The following is a 16422-nucleotide window of genomic DNA, read 5'->3' on the forward strand; positions in this document are numbered from 1 at the left end:
TAACCACATGAGGTGAATGATCATGGCTAGCAACGACGACAAACGCAGCAACCAGGGCGGCAGCGCCAACACCAACCCCGGCAACTTCGCCAACGATCGCGAGAAGGCATCGGAGGCCGGCCACAAGGGCGGTCAGGCATCGGGCGGCAACTTCAAGAACGATCCTGAACGCGCCGCTGAAGCCGGGCACAAGGGCGGGCAGATGTCGGGCGGCAATTTCAAGAACGATCCTGAACGTGCTGCGGAGGCCGGCCATAAAGGCGGGCAGATGTCCGGTGGCAACTTCAAGAACGATCCTGAACGCGCCTCCGAGGCAGGCCAGAAGGGTGGGCAGGCTTCCGGTGGCAACTTTGCCAACGACCGCGAGAAGGCCTCCGAGGCCGGCCGTAAAGGCGGCCAGCACAGCCACGGCGGCGGCCGCAACAGCGATGACAACCGCTGATCACCGTTGAACCGACCGAGGCGGCCAGGCCGCCTCGGCACGCTGATGAGGATTTGCCAATGTTCATGCACAACAAGCGACTGCAGTATACGGTTCGCGTCGCGCAGCCCAACCCGGGGCTGGCGAACCTGCTGCTGGAACAGTTCGGCGGCCCGCAGGGCGAACTGGCTGCAGCGATGCGCTACTTCACCCAGGCGGTGACCGAGGATGACCCGGGGCGCAAGGACATGCTGTTCGACATTGCCACCGAAGAGCTGAGCCACCTGGAGATCATCGGCTCGATCGTGGTGATGCTGAACAAGGGTGCCAAGGGGCGCCTGGCCGAAGGGGTGGAAGCCGAAGGCGAGTTGTACCGGTCGTTGACCGGGGCCGGCAACGATTCGCATATCACCAGCCTGTTGTATGGCGGTGGTGCAGCGCTGGTGAACTCCGGTGGCATACCCTGGACCGCAGCCTACATCGACACCATCGGCGAGCCGACGGCGGACCTGCGTTCCAATATTGCCGCAGAGGCCAGGGCGAAGATCGTCTATGAACGCTTGATCAACGTCACCGACGACCCGGGTATCAAGGATGCGCTGGGGTTCCTGATGAGCCGTGAAATCGCTCACCAGCTGTCGTTCGAAAAAGCCTTGCACTCGATCCAGCCGAACTTCCCGCAAGGCAAGCTGCCGGGCGACCTGGAAGTCAACCGCACCTATTTCAACATGTCCCACGGCGGCGAGATGCGTGGCTCATGGAACGAGGGCCAGGATTGGATCTATGTCGACCAGCCCGAACCGGCGGTAGACGGTGGCGACGGCATGGCGACAGTGCAGCTCGACGAGCAGTCGGCGGCTGCGGCCGAAGCGATGAAGGCCAGAACCCTGTCCAACCCCGAGTTGCAGCCCCTGACCGGGGCAGAGCTGGGCAAAGTCAACGGCGACGAGCCGCTGTAGTGAAACCCCGCAACGGATCATGCGATCCGCTGCGGGCCCTTCCTAGCGTTTGGCTTCGGCATCCGGGTCAGCGGAGCGAGCCAGGAACGCCCGGGTGATTTCTGGCAGGTGCTCCTTCAGCCACTGGGCCATGGCTTCCTCTTCTTTCAGGATTGACCTGCACGCCTCGGCCGTGGCGCTGTCGCCAGCCGCCTCGGCCGCTTCGATCAGTACCGTGTACGAGGCGATCTCCATGTTCTCGAACACGTAGCCAGACATCGCGCCCTTGACCACTTCATCACTCATGACCATGCCGCCGACAGCCTGGCCGAACGCCATGAGTTTGCCGGCCAGGTCCTTGAGGGTGGATGTGCTGCCACCCAGCCGCTCGATGCATTCCAGCAGCAGGCGTTGCTGGCCCTGGGTTTCTTCGATGTGCTGCACGATACGGCCCTTGAGCTGCGGGTAGTGCTCGAGGCGTTCGGCCTGGCCCTTGAGCATGCTTTCGGCCTGTTGCTCCATGGCATGGGCGTCGCGCAGCCAGTCCAGCAGGTTGTCTTGTACCGTTGCCATTTCAAGTACCTCTCCGTTCCAGTGATAGGTACTGTTGTGAGGCCCGCAAGGGCTGGAACGGTCGAACCACTCGACGGATGGCAGCAGGAGCTGTGGAGCTAAAGGCCTGGGCAATCCACGTGGCAGCGGGCATGGCCGGTGGCATTTACCGCGGCGCCTGCATCGCGGATAAATCCGCTCCTACATGGTGAACCGCGCCGGATTCGGGCTTGCGCGGTACCGGTAGGAGCGGCTTCAGCCGCGAACACCGGCACAGCCGGTGCCAGCCAGCGCGTCGCCTGCTTCGCGGATAAATCCGCTCCTACGTGTGTGAGCCGCGCCGGCTTCGGGCTGACGCCGTACCTGTAGGAGCGGCTTCAGCCGCGATCACCGGCACAGCCGGTGCCTTCCTGCACCGCAATGAATGTTCTGCGGCCAGCCGTCATCGCTGTTGAACGGAATCACCCATAGCTGGATCAACCCAGTGCGTCGTCCGTTTACATCCAGCCAAGTGGGAGCTTATTCGATGGCCAAGTACCTGTACCTGATCAGCTACATTCTCGACAATCAACCGGGCACCTGTGAGTTGCGCAGCGACGAAGAGGACCTGAGCAGAGAGGTTGCACGCGACTACCTGCAGGGCCTTCACCGTACCGAGGCAACGTCTTTCACCGATGTGCAGGTGCAGCGCCTGGAACACGATCATCAGCCCGGCACCTCGCCGGGCCATTATCAGCAGCCCTGAACCTCACGCGGCATGAACGGGGCAGGACGCCCCTTCATGCTCCGCGGATACCCAGGCTCCCGCGGCCTTGCTCCTGAGCGCGGGTTTCCTCTGGCAGGGCAGTGACCTTGATCGCGCGCACCGGTACGGCAAACTTGGCGCCGATGTTCGAGAAGCGCTCGAGCAGACGGAAGTTGATGGCCTGCTGAATGTCCATGTACAGGTTGTAGCCCGGGTCCTTGACGATGTACACGCATTCGAACTCCAGCGCCTCCTTGCCGAAGCCACGCAGGTGGGCGCGATCGAAGCGCACCTGGTCCTGCGCCTTGATCGCTTCTTCGACGATCGCCGGCGCCTTCTTCACCGCCTCGGTGGGCGTGTCGTACGACAGGCCGAACTCGAACACGATGCGCCGCTCCTGCAGGCGTTTGTAGTTCTGGATGGTGCTGCTGATCATGCTGGCGTTGGCCATCACGATCTGTTCGCCACCCAGGCTGCGGATGCGCGTGGTTTTCAGCCCGACGTGTTCCACCGTTCCGGCCAGCGGGCCGATGACGATGAAGTCGCCCACTTCGAAGGGCTTGTCCACGGCGATCGACAACGAGGCGAACAGGTCGCCGAGGATGTTCTGCACCGCCAGCGCGACGGCGATGCCACCCACGCCCAGGCTGGCGACGAAGGCGGTGATATTGACGCCGAGGTTGGACAGCATCGCCAGCAGCACCACGGACCACAGCAATACCCGCGCGCCCCAGGCCGACAGGGTGGCCAGCGCGCTGCCCTGGTTCAAGCCACTGTTGCCATGGCGTGCGAAGTAGCGGCTCAGGCCCAGGCCAATGGCACGGTTGGCCCACAACCCGATCTGCAACGCCGCGACCACGAACCACAGGCTGCCGACCCGTGTCAGCCAACGCTCGGGCAGGTCGAGCATGCTCAGGCCGACCAGCAACGAGGCGAGCAGCAAGAGGAAATTGCTGGTGCCCGCGAGCACCTTGGCCAGCACCTGGCTGAGTACGCCGTCATGTTCGGACCAGCGCCGGACCCGGCGCAGCACGAAGCTGATGGCCGCCCGCGCGACCAGGAAGGTGAGGATGGCAACGGCCAATGCCAGCAACAGGTTGAGGATGGATATGCCGAACAGCGTGGTTTCGGCGAACAGTGCGATGATGCGGTCACTCATGAGGGCTTGCCTCCTTCCGTCAGGGTCGGGTGACAGGGGCCGGGCCTACAGACCCAGCATGTTGGCGTGCACGTAGTACATGATCCACAACGACAGCCCCACCAGCAGCACGATGATCACCACCGTGAACACCAGCGCCACCAGGCTCCAGCGCTGCTCCCGTGCGGTGGTCAGGTGCAGGAAGAACAGCATGTGCACGAGGATCTGCACCACCGCGCAGACCAGCACCAGCAGGAACGTCAGGTGGCGTGGCAGGCTCGGGTACATGGCCAGCCCGAAGGGCACGAGGGTGAGGATGGCGGCCAGCAGGAAACCCACGTTGTAGGATTGGTGGCTGCTCTGGCTGGCACCGGCACTGCTGTGGACCTGGCTTTCACTGGACATCAGATCACCCCGAACAGGTAGACGACGGTAAACACGCACACCCACACGATGTCGAGGAAGTGCCAGAACAGGCTCAGGCAGCTCAGGCGTGTGGAATTGACGCAGCACAGGCCGCGCTGCTGCACCTGGATCATCAGCAAGGCCATCCACACCAGGCCGACCAGCACATGCAGGCCATGGGTGCCGACCAGGGTGAAGAAGCCGGTGAGGAACGCGCTGCGCTGCGGGCCGGCACCTTCGGCAATCAGGTGGTGGAATTCGTTGAGCTCCATGGCGATGAAGCCCAGGCCGAGCAGGAAGGTCACCCCCAGCCACTGCAGCACCCGGCGTTTGTCCTTGCGGTGGTTGGCCAGCATGGCGTAGCCGTAGCTGATGCTGCTGAACAGCAGCAGGAAGGTTTCGACCAGTACATACGGCAGCTCGAAGATGTCCGCCGCGCTCGGCCCGCCGGCCACCGCCTGGCCCAGCACGGCATAGGTGGCGAACAGCGTGGCGAACAGGATGCAGTCGGTCATCAGGTAGATCCAGAAGCCGAACAGGCTCAGGGAACCGGCATCCTCGTAGCCTTGCTCCTGCTGGTGGGCAGTTTCGTTCAGCACGATATGGGACATGGTTCAGGCCTCCGCCAGCAGTTGCCGCCGTTCGGTTTCCACGCGCTCGACTTCCTCGGCCGACACGTAGTATTCGGTGTGCTGGTCATAGCTGCGCACCACCAGCGTCGCCACCGTGGCCAGCAGGCTGGCGATCACCAGCCACCAGATGTGCCAGACCAGGGCAAAGCCCATCACCGTCGAGAGTGCCCCAAGCACCACGCCGAGGCTGGTGTTGCAAGGCATGTGGATCTTGCGGAAGTCCGCCTCCACCAGGGTTTTCACGCCTTTCTCCTTCATCCCCCAATAGGCATCGATGCCATGTACCACGGGTTGCTCGGCAAAGTTGTAGAACGGCGGCGGCGAGGCGGTGGCCCATTCCAGGGTCCGGCCGTCCCACGGGTCGCCGGTGTGGTCGCGGTTTTCGTGGCGCTTGCGGATACTCACCACCAGTTGCATGACCTGGCAGGCCACGCCGCACAGGATGATCAGCACGCCGAGCATCTCCAGGAGCAGCAACGGCCGCCATTCCGGCACGTCGAAGTGGTTCAGGCGCCGGGTCATGCCCATGAAGCCAAGGAAGTAGGACGGCATGAAGGCGCAGTAGAAGCCGACCAGCCAGCACCAGAACGCCGCGCGGCCCAGCGGGTCGTAGAGCTTGAAGCCGAAGGCCTTGGGGAACCAGTAGGTGAGGCCGCACAGGTAGCCGAACACCGCACCGCCAATGATCACGTTATGGAAGTGCGCGATCAGGAACAGGCTGTTGTGCAGCAGGAAGTCCGCACCTGGTACCGCCAGCAGTACCCCGGTCATGCCACCGATGCTGAAGGTGACGATGAAGCCCACGGTCCACAGCATCGGTGTCTCGAAGCGCACCCGCCCACGGTACATGGTGAACAGCCAGGTGAAGATCTTCACCCCGGTCGGCACGGCAATGATCATGGTCATGATGCCGAAGAACGCGTTGACGTTGGGCCCGGCGCCCATGGTGAAGAAGTGGTGCACCCAGACGATGAACGACAGCACGGTGATGACGATGGTCGCCCACACCAGCGAGTAGTAGCCGAACAGGCGCTTGCGCGAGAAGGTCGATGCCACTTCGGAGAAGATGCCGAAGGCCGGCAGGATCAGGATGTACACCTCCGGGTGGCCCCAGGCCCAGATGAGGTTGATGTACATCATCGGGTTGCCGCCCAGCTCGTTGGTGAAGAAGTGCATGCCCAGGTAGCGGTCCAGGCTGAGCATGAACAGCGTCGCGGTGAGGATGGGGAAGGCCGCCAGGATCAGGATCGAGGTGCACAGCACGGTCCAGGTGAACACCGGCATGCGGAACAGGGTCATGCCGGTGGTGCGCATCTTGAGGATGGTGACGAAGAAATTCAGGCCCGTGAGCAAGGTGCCGATGCCGGATATCTGTAGCGACCAGATGTAGTAGTCCACGCCGACGCCCGGGCTGTAGCCGATGCCGGACAATGGCGGGTAGGCGACCCAGCCGGTGCGGGCGAACTCGCCGACACCGAGGGAAATGTTGACCAGCAGGGCACCGGCAACGAACAGCCAGAAGCTGACCGCGTTGAGGAACGGATAGGCCACGTCGCGCGCACCGATCTGCAACGGCACCACGATGTTCATCAGGCCGACCACGAACGGCATGGCCATGAAGAAGATCATGATCACCCCGTGGGCGGTGAAGATCTGGTCGTAGTGCTCCGGCGGCAGGTAGCCCGGCGAACCGTCGGCGGCCATGGCCTGCTGGGTGCGCATCATCAGCGCGTCGGCGAAACCGCGCAGCAGCATCACCAGGGCGACCACGATGTACATCACGCCGATGCGCTTGTGGTCCACCGAGGTAAACCATTCCCGCCACAGGTACGTCCACTTGCGCTTGTAGCTGATCGCCCCCACGCCGCCGATGCCGATCAGCCCGACCACCGCCAGGGTGTACATGATGATGGGCTCGCCGAGAGGGATGGCATCCCAGGTCAGTTTTCCGAACATGTGCGTTACTCCTTGCCGGGTTGTGGCGCATCACCTTGTGGGTCGCTCAGGCGTCGCTCGACCTCGCGCGAGCGCTTGACGCCCTGGTACTTGTCGATCAGCGACTGGAACAATTGCGTGTCGACCGTGGCGTAGTGCTCCACCGGGTGGGCGACACTGGGCTTGGCCAACTGCGTGTAGCTGGCCTGGTCGAGGCGGCGCTGCGAACCACGCACCTTGGCCACCCAGGCGTCGAAGCCGGCCGGGTCGAGGGCGAGGGCCTTGAAGTGCATGTCGGAAAAACCGGGACCGTTGTAGTTGGCGGCGATGCCGGTATAGCTGCCGGCATGGTTGGCGATCAGGTGCAGCTGCGTCTGCATGCCGGCCATGGCGTAGATCTGCCCGCCCAGGGCGGGGATGAAGAACGAGGTGATGGCCCCGTCCGAGGTCACTCGGAAGTCCACCGGCGTGTCCACCGGCATGGCCAGTTCGTTGACCGAGGCAATGCCCAGTTCGGGATAGACGAACAGCCACTTCCAGTCGGTGGCGATCACCTGCACCTTGATCGGGCGGGCGTCGGACTGCAGCGGGCGGTAGGGGTCCAGCGCGTGGGTGGAGCGCCAGGTAACGATACCGAGGACGATGATGATGAGCAGCGGCACGCCCCAGACCACCAGCTCGATAGCGCGCGAGTGGCTCCACTCCGGTGTATACCGCGCTTTGACGTTGGAGGCCCGGTAATGCACCGAGAACACCAATGCCATGACCATCACCGGGAGGACCACGATCAGCATCAGCAGCGTGGCGAGGATGATCAGGTTGCGCTGCTCCAGGCCGACCTGGCCCTTGGGGTTGAACAGCACCATGTCGCAACCCGACAACTGCAGCGCGATGCCCCCGAGCACCAGCAGGCCGAGCAGCCTGGCGGCTTCCGTATATGCCTTTGCCATGTGTTTGTCCCGTATTGTGTTACCGAATGTTCAGGCTTGTTGAGTTAGAAGAAGGGCAGGCGGGGGAAGGTTGTATGGAATCTGCGCATAGGCGACGAGCGGTGGTTGGCGGTGTGCGACGTTGGTCCAGCTTGGCCGGCTGTCTGATGGTTCGGATTGTTTTTGCACTGGGCAGCGGAACCCGACGATCTATGGAAGACACCAACCACGAGGGCTGCCCCATGAAGAAGAGAGGCGAGACGTACCGCAGCTGGTGCGATCCGATCCTGCACCATCAGGTCCACGAGGAAACCCTCGACGACGACACCCGCCTGGAGGTACAGACGCGCCTGTCACGTACCGGGGCAACCCAGCTGTTCATTGGCGTATATCTGGCCGATGGCACGGCGCTATACGAACGCGCCTATGCCCGGCGCCCCGGCGAAACCATGAGCCGGGCGCTGGTGTGGGGTGTAGGGCGCGCCCGGCGGGTAGCGGCCGAGCGCCGGGCGTTCAGCGCCGAGTCGCTCGGTGGCTGAGGCTCAACCGTCGGACTGTTCCTCGGGTGGCACCTGGCCCTCCGGCCAGTCGGGCGCCTGTTGTTCCGGCTCCGGCTTGGGTACAGGTTCGCCGGGGTTGTGCGGTACCTCGTCGACATACGGATCGGGGTGGTTGGGGTCGATCATGGCGTGGCTCCTTGCAGGTTGGTTACCTGGCTTAGGTCGCCCTGGCGCGCAAGCTGTTCAACTGGATGTCGCCAATGGAACGTCGTACCCGCTGGAGTGTTCCATTGAAGGACCCCGTCACGGGGGGACGATTCAGGGAGTCGACGCGATGATTCATCTGGGTTGCGCAGGTTGGAGCCTGCCTCGCCAGTATGCTGATGAGTTTCCAGCCCCTGGCAGCCACCTGCAGCGCTACGCCACGGGCTTGAACGCAGTCGAGATCAACAGCTCGTTCTACCGGCCGCATCGGCCTGGTACCTATGCCCGCTGGGCTGCGTCCGTTTCGGCGGATTTTCGTTTTGCCGTGAAGCTGCCGAAGCGCATCACCCACGAACAGCGGCTGCGCGGGGCCGTGCCAGCGTTGGAAGCGTTCCTCGCCCAGTGCGGCCAGCTGGGCGAGCAGCTCGGCTGCCTGCTGGTGCAATTGCCCCCTTCGCTGGACTACACCCGCGAAACTGCCTGGCAATTCTTTGCCGATTTGCGCGCCCGCTATGCCGGGCCGGTGGCGCTGGAACCCAGGCACGCCAGCTGGCAAGGCGCACAGTCGATGCTGGTCGATCTGCACATCGCCCAGGTCGCCGCCAGCCCTGCACGCTTCGCCAGCGACGCCCAGCCAGCCGGCTGGCCGGGCCTGGTCTACTGGCGCCTGCATGGCGAACCACGCATCTATCACAGCGCCTATGCCGACGACTACCTAAAACGCCTGGCCGAGCAGTTGCAGCGCAGCCGCGCCGCTGGCGTGCCGAGCTGGTGCATCTTCGACAACACCGCCTCCGGCGCTGCACTGGGGGATGCCTTGAGGCTGCAGCGTTATCTGCGCTGAGCGAGGCAGAGCTGATAGCCAGGCGCTCAGCCCGCTTCCATTGCGGTGTTCTTTTTCCACCCCCGCAGGTTCATCGCGCACAGGCAAACCTGCAGGATGATCAGGGCCCAGGCCTGGGCCTGCCAACCCCAGATCGCCCACAGCAGGTTGCTGGCAATGAAACAGCAGAAACCCAGCTTGCGCCGGCCAGGGCGGCGCGAGCCAATGCACCAGGCGGCCAGCACCGTCAGGGCCATGGCGGGCCATTGCAACAAGTCGATCCAATCTTCCATCACACGCTTCCACGGCGCGCCTGCGCGCCCGGCGGGGCGCGCAGGCGGTTGTCAGGCGGCGTTCAGCTCGCCCTTGAGCAGTTTCTTCTGGGCTTGCATGGCCTGGCCCATCTCTTCCAGCGCCTGGTTACCCAGCAGCTTGCGGGCAGTCGGGAACAGCTCGCTTTCCTCTTCCTCGATATGGTGCTCCAGCAGCTCCTTCATGACCTTGACCCGGCCGGCGAACTCAAGGGTGCCGGTGTCGGTCTGCAGCAGGTCCGGCAGCACCAGGGAATCGACGGCACGATGCTCTTCCTTGGCCTCGTAGTACATCTTCGCCTCTTCCTTGCCACCGGCCTGCTTGATCGCCGGGTAGAGGATTTCCTCTTCGAGGGCAGTGTGGATGGTCACCTCCTGCTTGATGCGTTCGAGCAGCTCGGTGCGTTTTTTCACTGCACGCTCGGTAGTGGAGGACAGCTCCTCCAGCAGCTTCTTCACCAACTCATGGTCCTGGACCAACAGATCGATTGCGTTCATGAATCACCTCTTCGGGCTCGGAAAAATCACGGTTGCCTTCGATGGAGTGAAGCGCTGGGCGCAAGGTTCAAAGCGGTTGATAAACGCACCGGTCGGCCGCGGCACGGGCGGGTGATGACCAGCAAGTCAGAATAAATGAATCTTTTTGCCGGGCGCGGGCTCAATTAGCCTGAATCGATGGAGGAGAGTCCAATGGCAGGACCGCAGTTGTTTGTGATCGAGTACGAGCTTCATGGGGAATTTCGCACGTTCATCATCCGCCAGGAACGCATGGACAATGCCGAAGCCTGGCACTGGGCAAGTTGCGATGCCGGCGTGGGGATCATCCCCAGGTTTGGCCAGCACAAGATCAAGAAGGTCAGCCGGCCGATGGCCGAGCGTTACGGGCTGGCCAATGTGCGCTGGCGCGCGTCGGGCCAGGGGCCTGAGTTCGTCGCGCCGCCCATAGACGTGAAGAAGTTCTCGAGTGGGTCTTCCGGGGAAGCGTGAAGCGCTTTGCCGGCTGTCAAAAGTGGGAAATCAGGGCCGCACCAGCGGCCCTTGATCAAGGGGAAGGTTCGTGGAGATTCTGCCGTTACTCAATAGCTTGTTGCTGGCGCGTGGCCCCGGTGGCCAGGAAGATGAGGTCCGGATTGTAGCGCAGCGGGCACTGGCCGCTTGCTGCGAGGAGGTGCACGGCGATAGTGCCGGCAACCTGATCGGCGTCATTCGCGCAGTGGCCCCTGCCGACCCTGCTGCGGCGATACGGGTGATGGCCCATCTTGATGAAATTGCCATGATCGTCAAGAAAGTCCGCCCGGATGGCAACCTCGAGGTGCTGGCGCTTGGTGGCGCGCAGCCGATCAGTTTTGGCGTGTGCCCGGTCGACATCATGGCTGACCATCAGCTGCTCCGGGGTGTGCTGTCCTATGGTTCGATGCACAACAGCGGGCAGTCCGGCAGCGGGCGGGATGTGTTGTCCGGCGCCGTGCAGTGGAAGGATGTGTATGTCGTTACCCGCATGACCCCACAGGCACTCGAGCAGGCCGGTGTGCGTCCGGGCACGCGGGTGGTACTGAGCCAGCATTGGCGCCAGCCGTACCAGGTCGAGGACTGCATTGCCGCGCATTTTCTCGATGACCGCGCACCGCTGGCGGCGGTGATTCATTGCGCGCACCTGCTGCAACAGCGGCGCAGCGAACTGCGCCAGGATGTCTGGTTCGTGCTGACCAGCCATGAAGAAGAGTCCAACGCCGGTGCCATGTACGCTGCCGCCAGGCTGCCAGGCGACACGACGATTGCGGTGGAGGTGGGGCCGGTGCTGGATGAATACGGCACCCGCCTGTCAGCCGACCCGATCATCAATACCGGCGACCAGAAGGGCTATTACAGCCGCAGCGTGGTGCGGGCCCTGATGGCGGCCACGCGCAGGGCAGGGTACACGCCGCAGCCAGCGCTGCTGGTGGATTTCGCCTCGGACGCCAGCGCAGTGCTCAGCACCGGGACCGATGCCCGTGCCGGCTGCATCGCCATCCCCACCGAGAACACCCACGGTTTCGAGATGGTGCTGCTGGAGGGGATCAGCGCCTGTGCCGCCAGCCTGCTGGAGTATGTGCTGCAACCGCACGCGGTGCTCACTCCTGGGGGATGATCGAGATCTTGCCGTTGCGTTCGACGATGGCGAACTTGATCTGCTCGACGCGTTCGAGGCCTTGGCTGTCGCGGGCCGATTCGAGGATGTCGTCTTCGGTCAGGCGTGCCCGGCGCATGCGCTGATGGAGGAAGCGTCCCTGTTCCACTACCAGCGTGGCGTGGCCGTCGAGCAAGCGTGCCAGGCGCCTGGAATTGAGCTTGGCCAGTGACAGGCCGACATCCAGCACGATCAGCGTGGCAATCACCAGCATGGCGTTGATGAAGGAGAAATCCTCGCCCAGCAATGCCTGTTGGGTGGCCTCGCCGATAATCAGCAGCAAGACGAAGTCGAAGGTGGTCAGGTCGGCCAGCGAGCGCCTGCCGGCCACGCGAAACAGCAGCATCAGGGCGATGTACATGGCTGTGGCGCGCAGGATCGAGTCCATGTCGTCGAACTCCTAGGGGTAGAGGAAGGTGGCGAACTGCACGGTGCTGTCCTGCCCGGCCCTGACCACACCTTCGAGCCTGCCGACATGTTCGCTGCGCAAGGTCAGGTACAGGGTGGCCATGCCGTCGTGGCTGGTGCCGAGCTGCAACAGCAGCGACTGGCCATGGGAACGCGACAGTTGCGGCTGCGGCTGCATCGTTTCGATGCTGGCTTCGCGCAGCAGGCTGCCGCCGAGCACCACTTGTACCGGTTCACCCGGTGTACCACGCACGGTGATGCGCAGGTTGTCGGTGGTGCCGCTGCGGCTGAGCCGCTGATAGTCGACCCGCACGCGGCCATCATCACTGGCCACCTGGGCGTCACTGAGCGGGCCGTTGCCAAACAGCCCGGCCAGGGCCAGCAGCACGATCACTACAAGCATGTACCAGCCCACCCGTTCGAAGCGCCACACACGCTGCTGCATGCGCATGTCTTCCTCGACCGGGTGATGCCTTGAACGCAGCTCGTCGTCGCTCATGCGTGTAGCCCTCAGGCGCGTTCGCCGCGCAACCAGCGCTGGTGGTAATGGGCCAGGTGCGACAAGCCATACAGCGCGCCCTGGCGCATGACATCTGCCCGCTCGCCGAAAAAGCGCTGGGTACGCGTGAACACGGCCAGCGGTTCACCGGTGAATGCCCAGGCGAAACACAGGGTCCCAGGCGCGATGGCATCCTGCGGCTCTGGCCCGGCGACACCGGTGCAGGCAATGGCGACCGTTGCATCGCTGTCTTTCAGGGCGCCCAGGGCCATCTCCCAGGCCACTGCTTCGCTGGTCAGGCCGTAGCGTTCGATGGTCTGCGGGTTGACGCCGAGCAGGCGTTTCTTGGCACTGGGCGCGTACACCACGTAGCCGCTCTCCAGCACCTCGCCGGTGCCGGGGACTGCCGCAAGCAGCGCCACCATGGCGCCTGCCGTGCAGGATTCTGCAGTGGTCAGCACCAGCTTGTGGGTTTTCAGGTAGTCGATGGCCTCGAGTACGGGGTCGGTCGCCATGGCAGGTCACTCATGCGTTGTTTTGTGGTGGACGTGTTTCTTGCGCGGTTGGTTCAGTGCAGGTGAGCCGCCCATCAATGCCGGGCAAAGCCCGCTGAACTTTGCCCGGCCTGGTGGCTTCCTCTTAGTACGAGGTGGTGGTGCGCAGCAGTGCACTGCTGCCGGTCCAACCAGAGGAGAGGCGATCATGACCGAGCCTGTGACGTATTTCTGGATCGCGGTGGCGGCGATCATTCTGCTGGTCGACCTGTGGGCCATTGTCAGTGTGTTCCGCAGCGACAAGCGCGATGCAACCAAGGCCATGTGGGCGCTGCTGCTGCTGGCCTTGCCGGTGGTCGGCCTGGCCATCTGGGGTGTGCTCGGGCCACGCGGCATCAAGCGCGGCACCGGGCCGTCTTCACCTGAACACAGCAAGGGCTAGACGGCGGGGCAGTACGGTCGTTGTGGGAGAGGCGCTGCATGGCAGCGGCTTCGCCGCTTTGCGTGGGTGAAGCCGCTCCCACACGCGCCGTGCCGGATCAATCCTGTGCAGTCCACATCACTTTCATTTTCCAGGAGCCCACGTGCCACGCATCATCACTCCCGCTACCCCCGAGCATGAAATCAACGAACACAACGCCCGCATGTTCGGCTCGCCAAAGGAGCGGCTGGATTTCTACCGCCATGAAATCCAGTACGAAACCAGTATCCTGGCCAATCGCACCGATGCCTACCTCACGGCCCAGTCGTTTCTGGTCATTGCTTTCGTATCGTCGATGGGCAACCTGAACCAGAGCTGGGGCGAGATGTTCACCCTGATCGTGCCGCCGTTCCTCGCCTTGCTCGGGGTGCTCAGCTCACTCAATGCCTGGCCAGGCATCCGGGCCGCCTACAAGATCATCGAGCACTGGCAGTTGAAGCAGAGCCACCTGCTGCGCAGCGAGCCGTTGATGGGCCTGGCCTATGATGAGTCACCGCTGTTCAGCGAGGCCGAAACCTCGCAGGCGGGGCACCGCAAGTCATTGTTGTTCTCGCTGCGCACGCCCTGGATCTTTCTGGTTTTCTGGATCGTCTTGGGCGGTTATGCGGTGTTCATCCAGCTGGCATGAGCCGGCAGCTGCTCGCGTCGAAGGGGGCCTTACGAGCCCCCTGTGCGGGCTCACCGTCGTGCGCGACGCAGTGCTGCCAGGCAACAGCCGCCCAACAGCAGCATGGCTGCAACCGCCAGCACGCCAGGTCTGTCGTGCCGCTTGCGACGCTCGCCTGGTTGCCTGGGCAGGGCTTCCCCGGCTGCCCAGGCATCGATGCGGGTCAACGCCAGACGCGTGCCGTCGACCAAGGTCAGGGTCAGGTCCTTGATGTCGCCGGCCGCACGCCCGGGGAACACCGGTTCGCCGGTGGCATCGAGTGCGTCATAGATGAACCGCTGCCCTTCGAGCCAGCCGACCGCGGTCAGCAGCTCGGGCCCCAGGTAGTATTTGCCGTCGAGGAAGAAGCCGGGAAACTGATGCGCCCGCTCCAGGCTTTCCACACTGTAGCGCTCGCCCGGCCGCATGCCGGTTGCCGGATCGATCATGGCTGGCTCCCCGCGAATGCGTGGTCAGGCCCCAAGGTGCCGGCAGCAGCACCCGGCACGAGGATGACCTTGCGGCAGTCGTCCTGCTTCTGGTCGAACATCCGGTAGCCCAACGCCGCTTCTTCCAGGGCCAGGCGGTGGGTGACGATCAGTTCCGGCTCCAGGCGCCCGGCCTCGATATGTTCGAGCAGTTCGGGCAAGAACTTCTGCACATGGGTCTGGCCCATCTTGAAGGTCAGGCCCTTGTCGAAGGCATCGCCAAACATGAAGGCATGGATGAACCCGGCATACACCCCCGGCACACTGACCACGCCACCTCGGCGCACCGCGGCGATGCTCTGGCGCAGCGCTTTGCCGCTGCTGCCCTCGATCTTCAGCGTGGTCAGCAGCGTTTCGGTGGTGCTGCCCTTGGCCTCGAAACCGACCGCATCGATGACTGCATCCACGCCGCGCATGCCTGGGGTCAGGCGGATGATGCTGTCGGCCGGGTCGTCATCCTGCTCGAAGTTGATCGGTACCACGCCGTAGGCATCGCGGGCGAATGCCAGGCGGTAGTCGTTGTCATCGACCATGAAGATCGTCTGCGCGCCAAGCATGCGTGCGCAGGCCGCGCTCAGCAGGCCGACCGGGCCGGCACCATAAATGGCCACGGTCGAACCCTGGCCGACCTGGGCATTGGTCACGGCCTGCCAGGCCGTGGGCAGGATGTCCGAGAGGAACAGCACTTTGTCGTCGGGCAGGGCGGTGGGCACCTTGAACGGGCCGACGTTGGCCTTGGGCACCCGCACGAAATCGGCCTGGCCACCGGGCACGCCGCCATACAGGTGGCTGTAGCCGAACAACGCCGCACCCGGCGGGATGCTCTTCTTGTTGAGGATCGCACCACGGCCGGTATTGGTGGTTTCGCAAGCGGCGAACTGCTCGAGCTGGCAGAAGAAGCAACTGCCACAGGCGATCACGAAGGGGATCACCACGCGATCACCGACCTGCAGGTTGGTGACGCCGCGGCCGGTCTCCTCGACCACGCCCATGAACTCGTGGCCGAAGATATCGCCAGGTTCGGTCTGCGGAATCTTGCCGTGGTACAGGTGCAGGTCGGAGCCGCAGATGGCGGTGGCGGTGACCCGCAGGATGATGTCGTCCTCGTCCTGGATGGCCGGGTCAGGGACATTGTCGACCCGGACGTCCTGGGCCCCGTGGTATGTCAATGCTCTCATGGGTTCAGCTCCTGCAGTGGCGGATGGTGTTGATGCTGCTCTATGCAGGGGAAGCCAGGGGCAGAGGGAAAGTTCAGGTGGAATCATTCAGTGGCGAACCAGGCGCTTCGGTGAACGCGATCGAGTGAACCTTGTTCCGTCGTCAGGGCTCGACTGACAAACAATGGAGGGCGGCCAACATGAATGCGCTTACCGGGCAGATCAGCATCGAGCAGCGCCGGCTCGAGGCCATCAACCGCTGGTTCTGCCTGTTCGATGATCTTGAGCGACGGCGCGAGTGCCCCAGCAGCCATCACGAGGAACTGCTCCGTCAGGCCGAGGAGATGGACCGCCTCGGCCTGGTGTCCTGGGAGCAGTGGCGCGACCTGCGACGGTTGGCCGACCGCGCGTTCCTCAAGGCCATTGCCGGCGCTGATTACCACGGCTGATGAAACCCTTGCACCAGATGCACGGTCCGCGGGTTGTCGGTGCGCGGTTCATTGGCCCGCTGGGTAAATGTCACAGATCATCACGACTGAACTCGGCGAG

24 protein-coding genes are annotated in these 16422 nt (G+C 63.7%); 10 read left to right on the forward strand and 14 right to left on the reverse strand.

Annotated features, from left to right (window positions below):
* The first annotated feature begins 22 nt into the window (after positions 1-22).
* Together HG549_RS11220 and HG549_RS11225 are read left to right on the forward strand one after the other, a co-directional pair.
* Positions 23-442, forward strand: coding sequence for a general stress protein (locus HG549_RS11220; RefSeq protein WP_170029560.1), 420 nt, complete (start codon positions 23-25; stop codon positions 440-442).
* A 59-nt stretch (positions 443-501) separates the two neighbouring features.
* Positions 502-1380: a manganese catalase family protein gene (locus HG549_RS11225; protein ID WP_170029561.1), complete on the forward strand. Its 879-nt coding sequence runs from the start codon at positions 502-504 to the stop codon at positions 1378-1380.
* Positions 1381-1422: 42 nt separating this feature from the next.
* On the opposite strand, the gene HG549_RS11230 is transcribed toward HG549_RS11225, so the two are convergent.
* Positions 1423-1932 carry a ferritin-like domain-containing protein gene (locus HG549_RS11230; protein ID WP_170029562.1) on the reverse strand — a complete coding sequence of 170 codons (510 nt, stop codon included), beginning with the start codon at positions 1930-1932 and terminating at the stop codon, positions 1423-1425.
* A 505-nt stretch (positions 1933-2437) separates the two neighbouring features.
* Between HG549_RS11230 and HG549_RS11235 the strand changes: the two genes are divergently transcribed.
* Positions 2438-2656 carry a hypothetical protein gene (locus HG549_RS11235; protein ID WP_170029563.1) on the forward strand — a complete coding sequence of 73 codons (219 nt, stop codon included), beginning with the start codon at positions 2438-2440 and terminating at the stop codon, positions 2654-2656.
* 34 nt (positions 2657-2690) lie between these two features.
* Here the strand turns inward: HG549_RS11235 and HG549_RS11240 are convergent, their stop codons facing one another.
* The 5 genes from HG549_RS11240 to cyoA are packed head-to-tail and all read right to left on the reverse strand — an operon-like array spanning position 2691 to position 7632.
* Positions 2691-3815, reverse strand: coding sequence for a mechanosensitive ion channel family protein (locus tag HG549_RS11240; protein WP_170029564.1), 1125 nt, complete (start codon positions 3813-3815; stop codon positions 2691-2693).
* Positions 3816-3860: 45 nt separating this feature from the next.
* Positions 3861-4199, reverse strand: coding sequence for a cytochrome o ubiquinol oxidase subunit IV (gene cyoD, locus HG549_RS11245; RefSeq protein ID WP_170029565.1), 339 nt, complete (start codon positions 4197-4199; stop codon positions 3861-3863).
* Positions 4199-4810 (reverse strand): cytochrome o ubiquinol oxidase subunit III, encoded by a 612-nt coding sequence (gene cyoC / locus HG549_RS11250; RefSeq protein WP_170029566.1) that lies wholly within the window; start codon positions 4808-4810, stop codon positions 4199-4201. The genes cyoD and cyoC overlap by 1 nt, the downstream gene beginning before the upstream one ends.
* A 3-nt stretch (positions 4811-4813) precedes the next feature.
* Positions 4814-6787 (reverse strand): cytochrome o ubiquinol oxidase subunit I, encoded by a 1974-nt coding sequence (gene cyoB, locus HG549_RS11255; protein ID WP_170029567.1) that lies wholly within the window; start codon positions 6785-6787, stop codon positions 4814-4816.
* Between the two features lie 5 nt (positions 6788-6792).
* Positions 6793-7632: a ubiquinol oxidase subunit II gene (cyoA, locus tag HG549_RS11260; protein WP_372241573.1), complete on the reverse strand. Its 840-nt coding sequence runs from the start codon at positions 7630-7632 to the stop codon at positions 6793-6795.
* 305 nt (positions 7633-7937) lie between these two features.
* On the opposite strand from cyoA, the gene HG549_RS11265 reads away from it, so the two are divergent.
* Positions 7938-8234 carry a hypothetical protein gene (locus HG549_RS11265; protein WP_170029569.1) on the forward strand — a complete coding sequence of 99 codons (297 nt, stop codon included), beginning with the start codon at positions 7938-7940 and terminating at the stop codon, positions 8232-8234.
* A gap of 3 nt (positions 8235-8237) precedes the next feature.
* Here the strand turns inward: HG549_RS11265 and HG549_RS11270 are convergent, their stop codons facing one another.
* Positions 8238-8381 carry a hypothetical protein gene (locus HG549_RS11270; RefSeq protein WP_170029570.1) on the reverse strand — a complete coding sequence of 48 codons (144 nt, stop codon included), beginning with the start codon at positions 8379-8381 and terminating at the stop codon, positions 8238-8240.
* Between the two features lie 148 nt (positions 8382-8529).
* Between HG549_RS11270 and HG549_RS11275 the strand changes: the two genes are divergently transcribed.
* On the forward strand, positions 8530-9243 hold the full coding sequence (locus tag HG549_RS11275) for a DUF72 domain-containing protein (protein ID WP_170029571.1): 714 nt from the start codon (positions 8530-8532) through the stop codon (positions 9241-9243).
* Between the two features lie 26 nt (positions 9244-9269).
* Here HG549_RS11275 and HG549_RS11280 read toward each other — a convergent pair whose 3' ends face one another.
* Together HG549_RS11280 and HG549_RS11285 are read right to left on the reverse strand one after the other, a co-directional pair.
* Positions 9270-9515, reverse strand: coding sequence for a hypothetical protein (locus HG549_RS11280; protein ID WP_170029572.1), 246 nt, complete (start codon positions 9513-9515; stop codon positions 9270-9272).
* A gap of 51 nt (positions 9516-9566) precedes the next feature.
* Positions 9567-10031: a hemerythrin domain-containing protein gene (locus HG549_RS11285; RefSeq protein WP_170029573.1), complete on the reverse strand. Its 465-nt coding sequence runs from the start codon at positions 10029-10031 to the stop codon at positions 9567-9569.
* Between the two features lie 192 nt (positions 10032-10223).
* Here HG549_RS11285 and HG549_RS11290 point away from each other — a divergent pair, with 192 nt between their 5' ends.
* Together HG549_RS11290 and HG549_RS11295 are read left to right on the forward strand one after the other, a co-directional pair.
* A complete protein-coding gene (locus HG549_RS11290; protein WP_170029574.1) occupies positions 10224-10520 on the forward strand; it encodes a DUF6555 family protein in 297 nt (98 codons plus the stop codon).
* 70 nt (positions 10521-10590) lie between these two features.
* Positions 10591-11661 (forward strand): M28 family peptidase, encoded by a 1071-nt coding sequence (locus HG549_RS11295; RefSeq protein ID WP_170029575.1) that lies wholly within the window; start codon positions 10591-10593, stop codon positions 11659-11661.
* Here the strand turns inward: HG549_RS11295 and HG549_RS11300 are convergent.
* Genes HG549_RS11300 through HG549_RS11310 form a run of 3 tightly spaced genes read right to left on the reverse strand, consistent with a single transcriptional unit; the run spans position 11645 to position 13122 of the window.
* The gene (locus tag HG549_RS11300) at positions 11645-12088 is read right to left on the reverse strand and encodes a DUF421 domain-containing protein (RefSeq protein WP_170029576.1); all 444 of its coding nucleotides are present in this window, start codon (positions 12086-12088) and stop codon (positions 11645-11647) included. The two genes, HG549_RS11295 and HG549_RS11300, sit on opposite strands and share 17 nt — an antisense overlap.
* A 12-nt stretch (positions 12089-12100) precedes the next feature.
* Entirely contained in the window at positions 12101-12607 is a 507-nt protein-coding gene (locus HG549_RS11305) for a hypothetical protein (RefSeq protein ID WP_170029577.1), read from the reverse strand.
* 11 nt (positions 12608-12618) lie between these two features.
* On the reverse strand, positions 12619-13122 hold the full coding sequence (locus tag HG549_RS11310; protein WP_170029578.1) for a CinA family protein: 504 nt from the start codon (positions 13120-13122) through the stop codon (positions 12619-12621).
* Positions 13123-13309: 187 nt separating this feature from the next.
* Between HG549_RS11310 and HG549_RS11315 the strand changes: the two genes are divergently transcribed.
* On the forward strand, positions 13310-13543 hold the full coding sequence (locus HG549_RS11315) for a PLDc N-terminal domain-containing protein (RefSeq protein ID WP_170029579.1): 234 nt from the start codon (positions 13310-13312) through the stop codon (positions 13541-13543).
* 142 nt (positions 13544-13685) lie between these two features.
* Positions 13686-14210 carry a hypothetical protein gene (locus HG549_RS11320; RefSeq protein ID WP_170029580.1) on the forward strand — a complete coding sequence of 175 codons (525 nt, stop codon included), beginning with the start codon at positions 13686-13688 and terminating at the stop codon, positions 14208-14210.
* Between the two features lie 50 nt (positions 14211-14260).
* Here HG549_RS11320 and HG549_RS11325 read toward each other — a convergent pair whose 3' ends face one another.
* Positions 14261-14677 (reverse strand): short chain dehydrogenase, encoded by a 417-nt coding sequence (locus HG549_RS11325; protein WP_170029581.1) that lies wholly within the window; start codon positions 14675-14677, stop codon positions 14261-14263.
* Entirely contained in the window at positions 14674-15894 is a 1221-nt protein-coding gene (locus tag HG549_RS11330) for a zinc-dependent alcohol dehydrogenase (RefSeq protein ID WP_170029582.1), read from the reverse strand. The genes HG549_RS11325 and HG549_RS11330 overlap by 4 nt, the downstream gene beginning before the upstream one ends.
* A gap of 179 nt (positions 15895-16073) precedes the next feature.
* Between HG549_RS11330 and HG549_RS11335 the strand changes: the two genes are divergently transcribed.
* Positions 16074-16322: a hypothetical protein gene (locus HG549_RS11335; RefSeq protein ID WP_170029583.1), complete on the forward strand. Its 249-nt coding sequence runs from the start codon at positions 16074-16076 to the stop codon at positions 16320-16322.
* Positions 16323-16422 lie beyond the last annotated feature (100 nt).

It is taken from the genome of Pseudomonas sp. SK, assembly GCF_012975065.1.
In the GTDB taxonomy this organism is placed as follows: domain Bacteria; phylum Pseudomonadota; class Gammaproteobacteria; order Pseudomonadales; family Pseudomonadaceae; genus Aquipseudomonas; species Aquipseudomonas anuradhapurensis.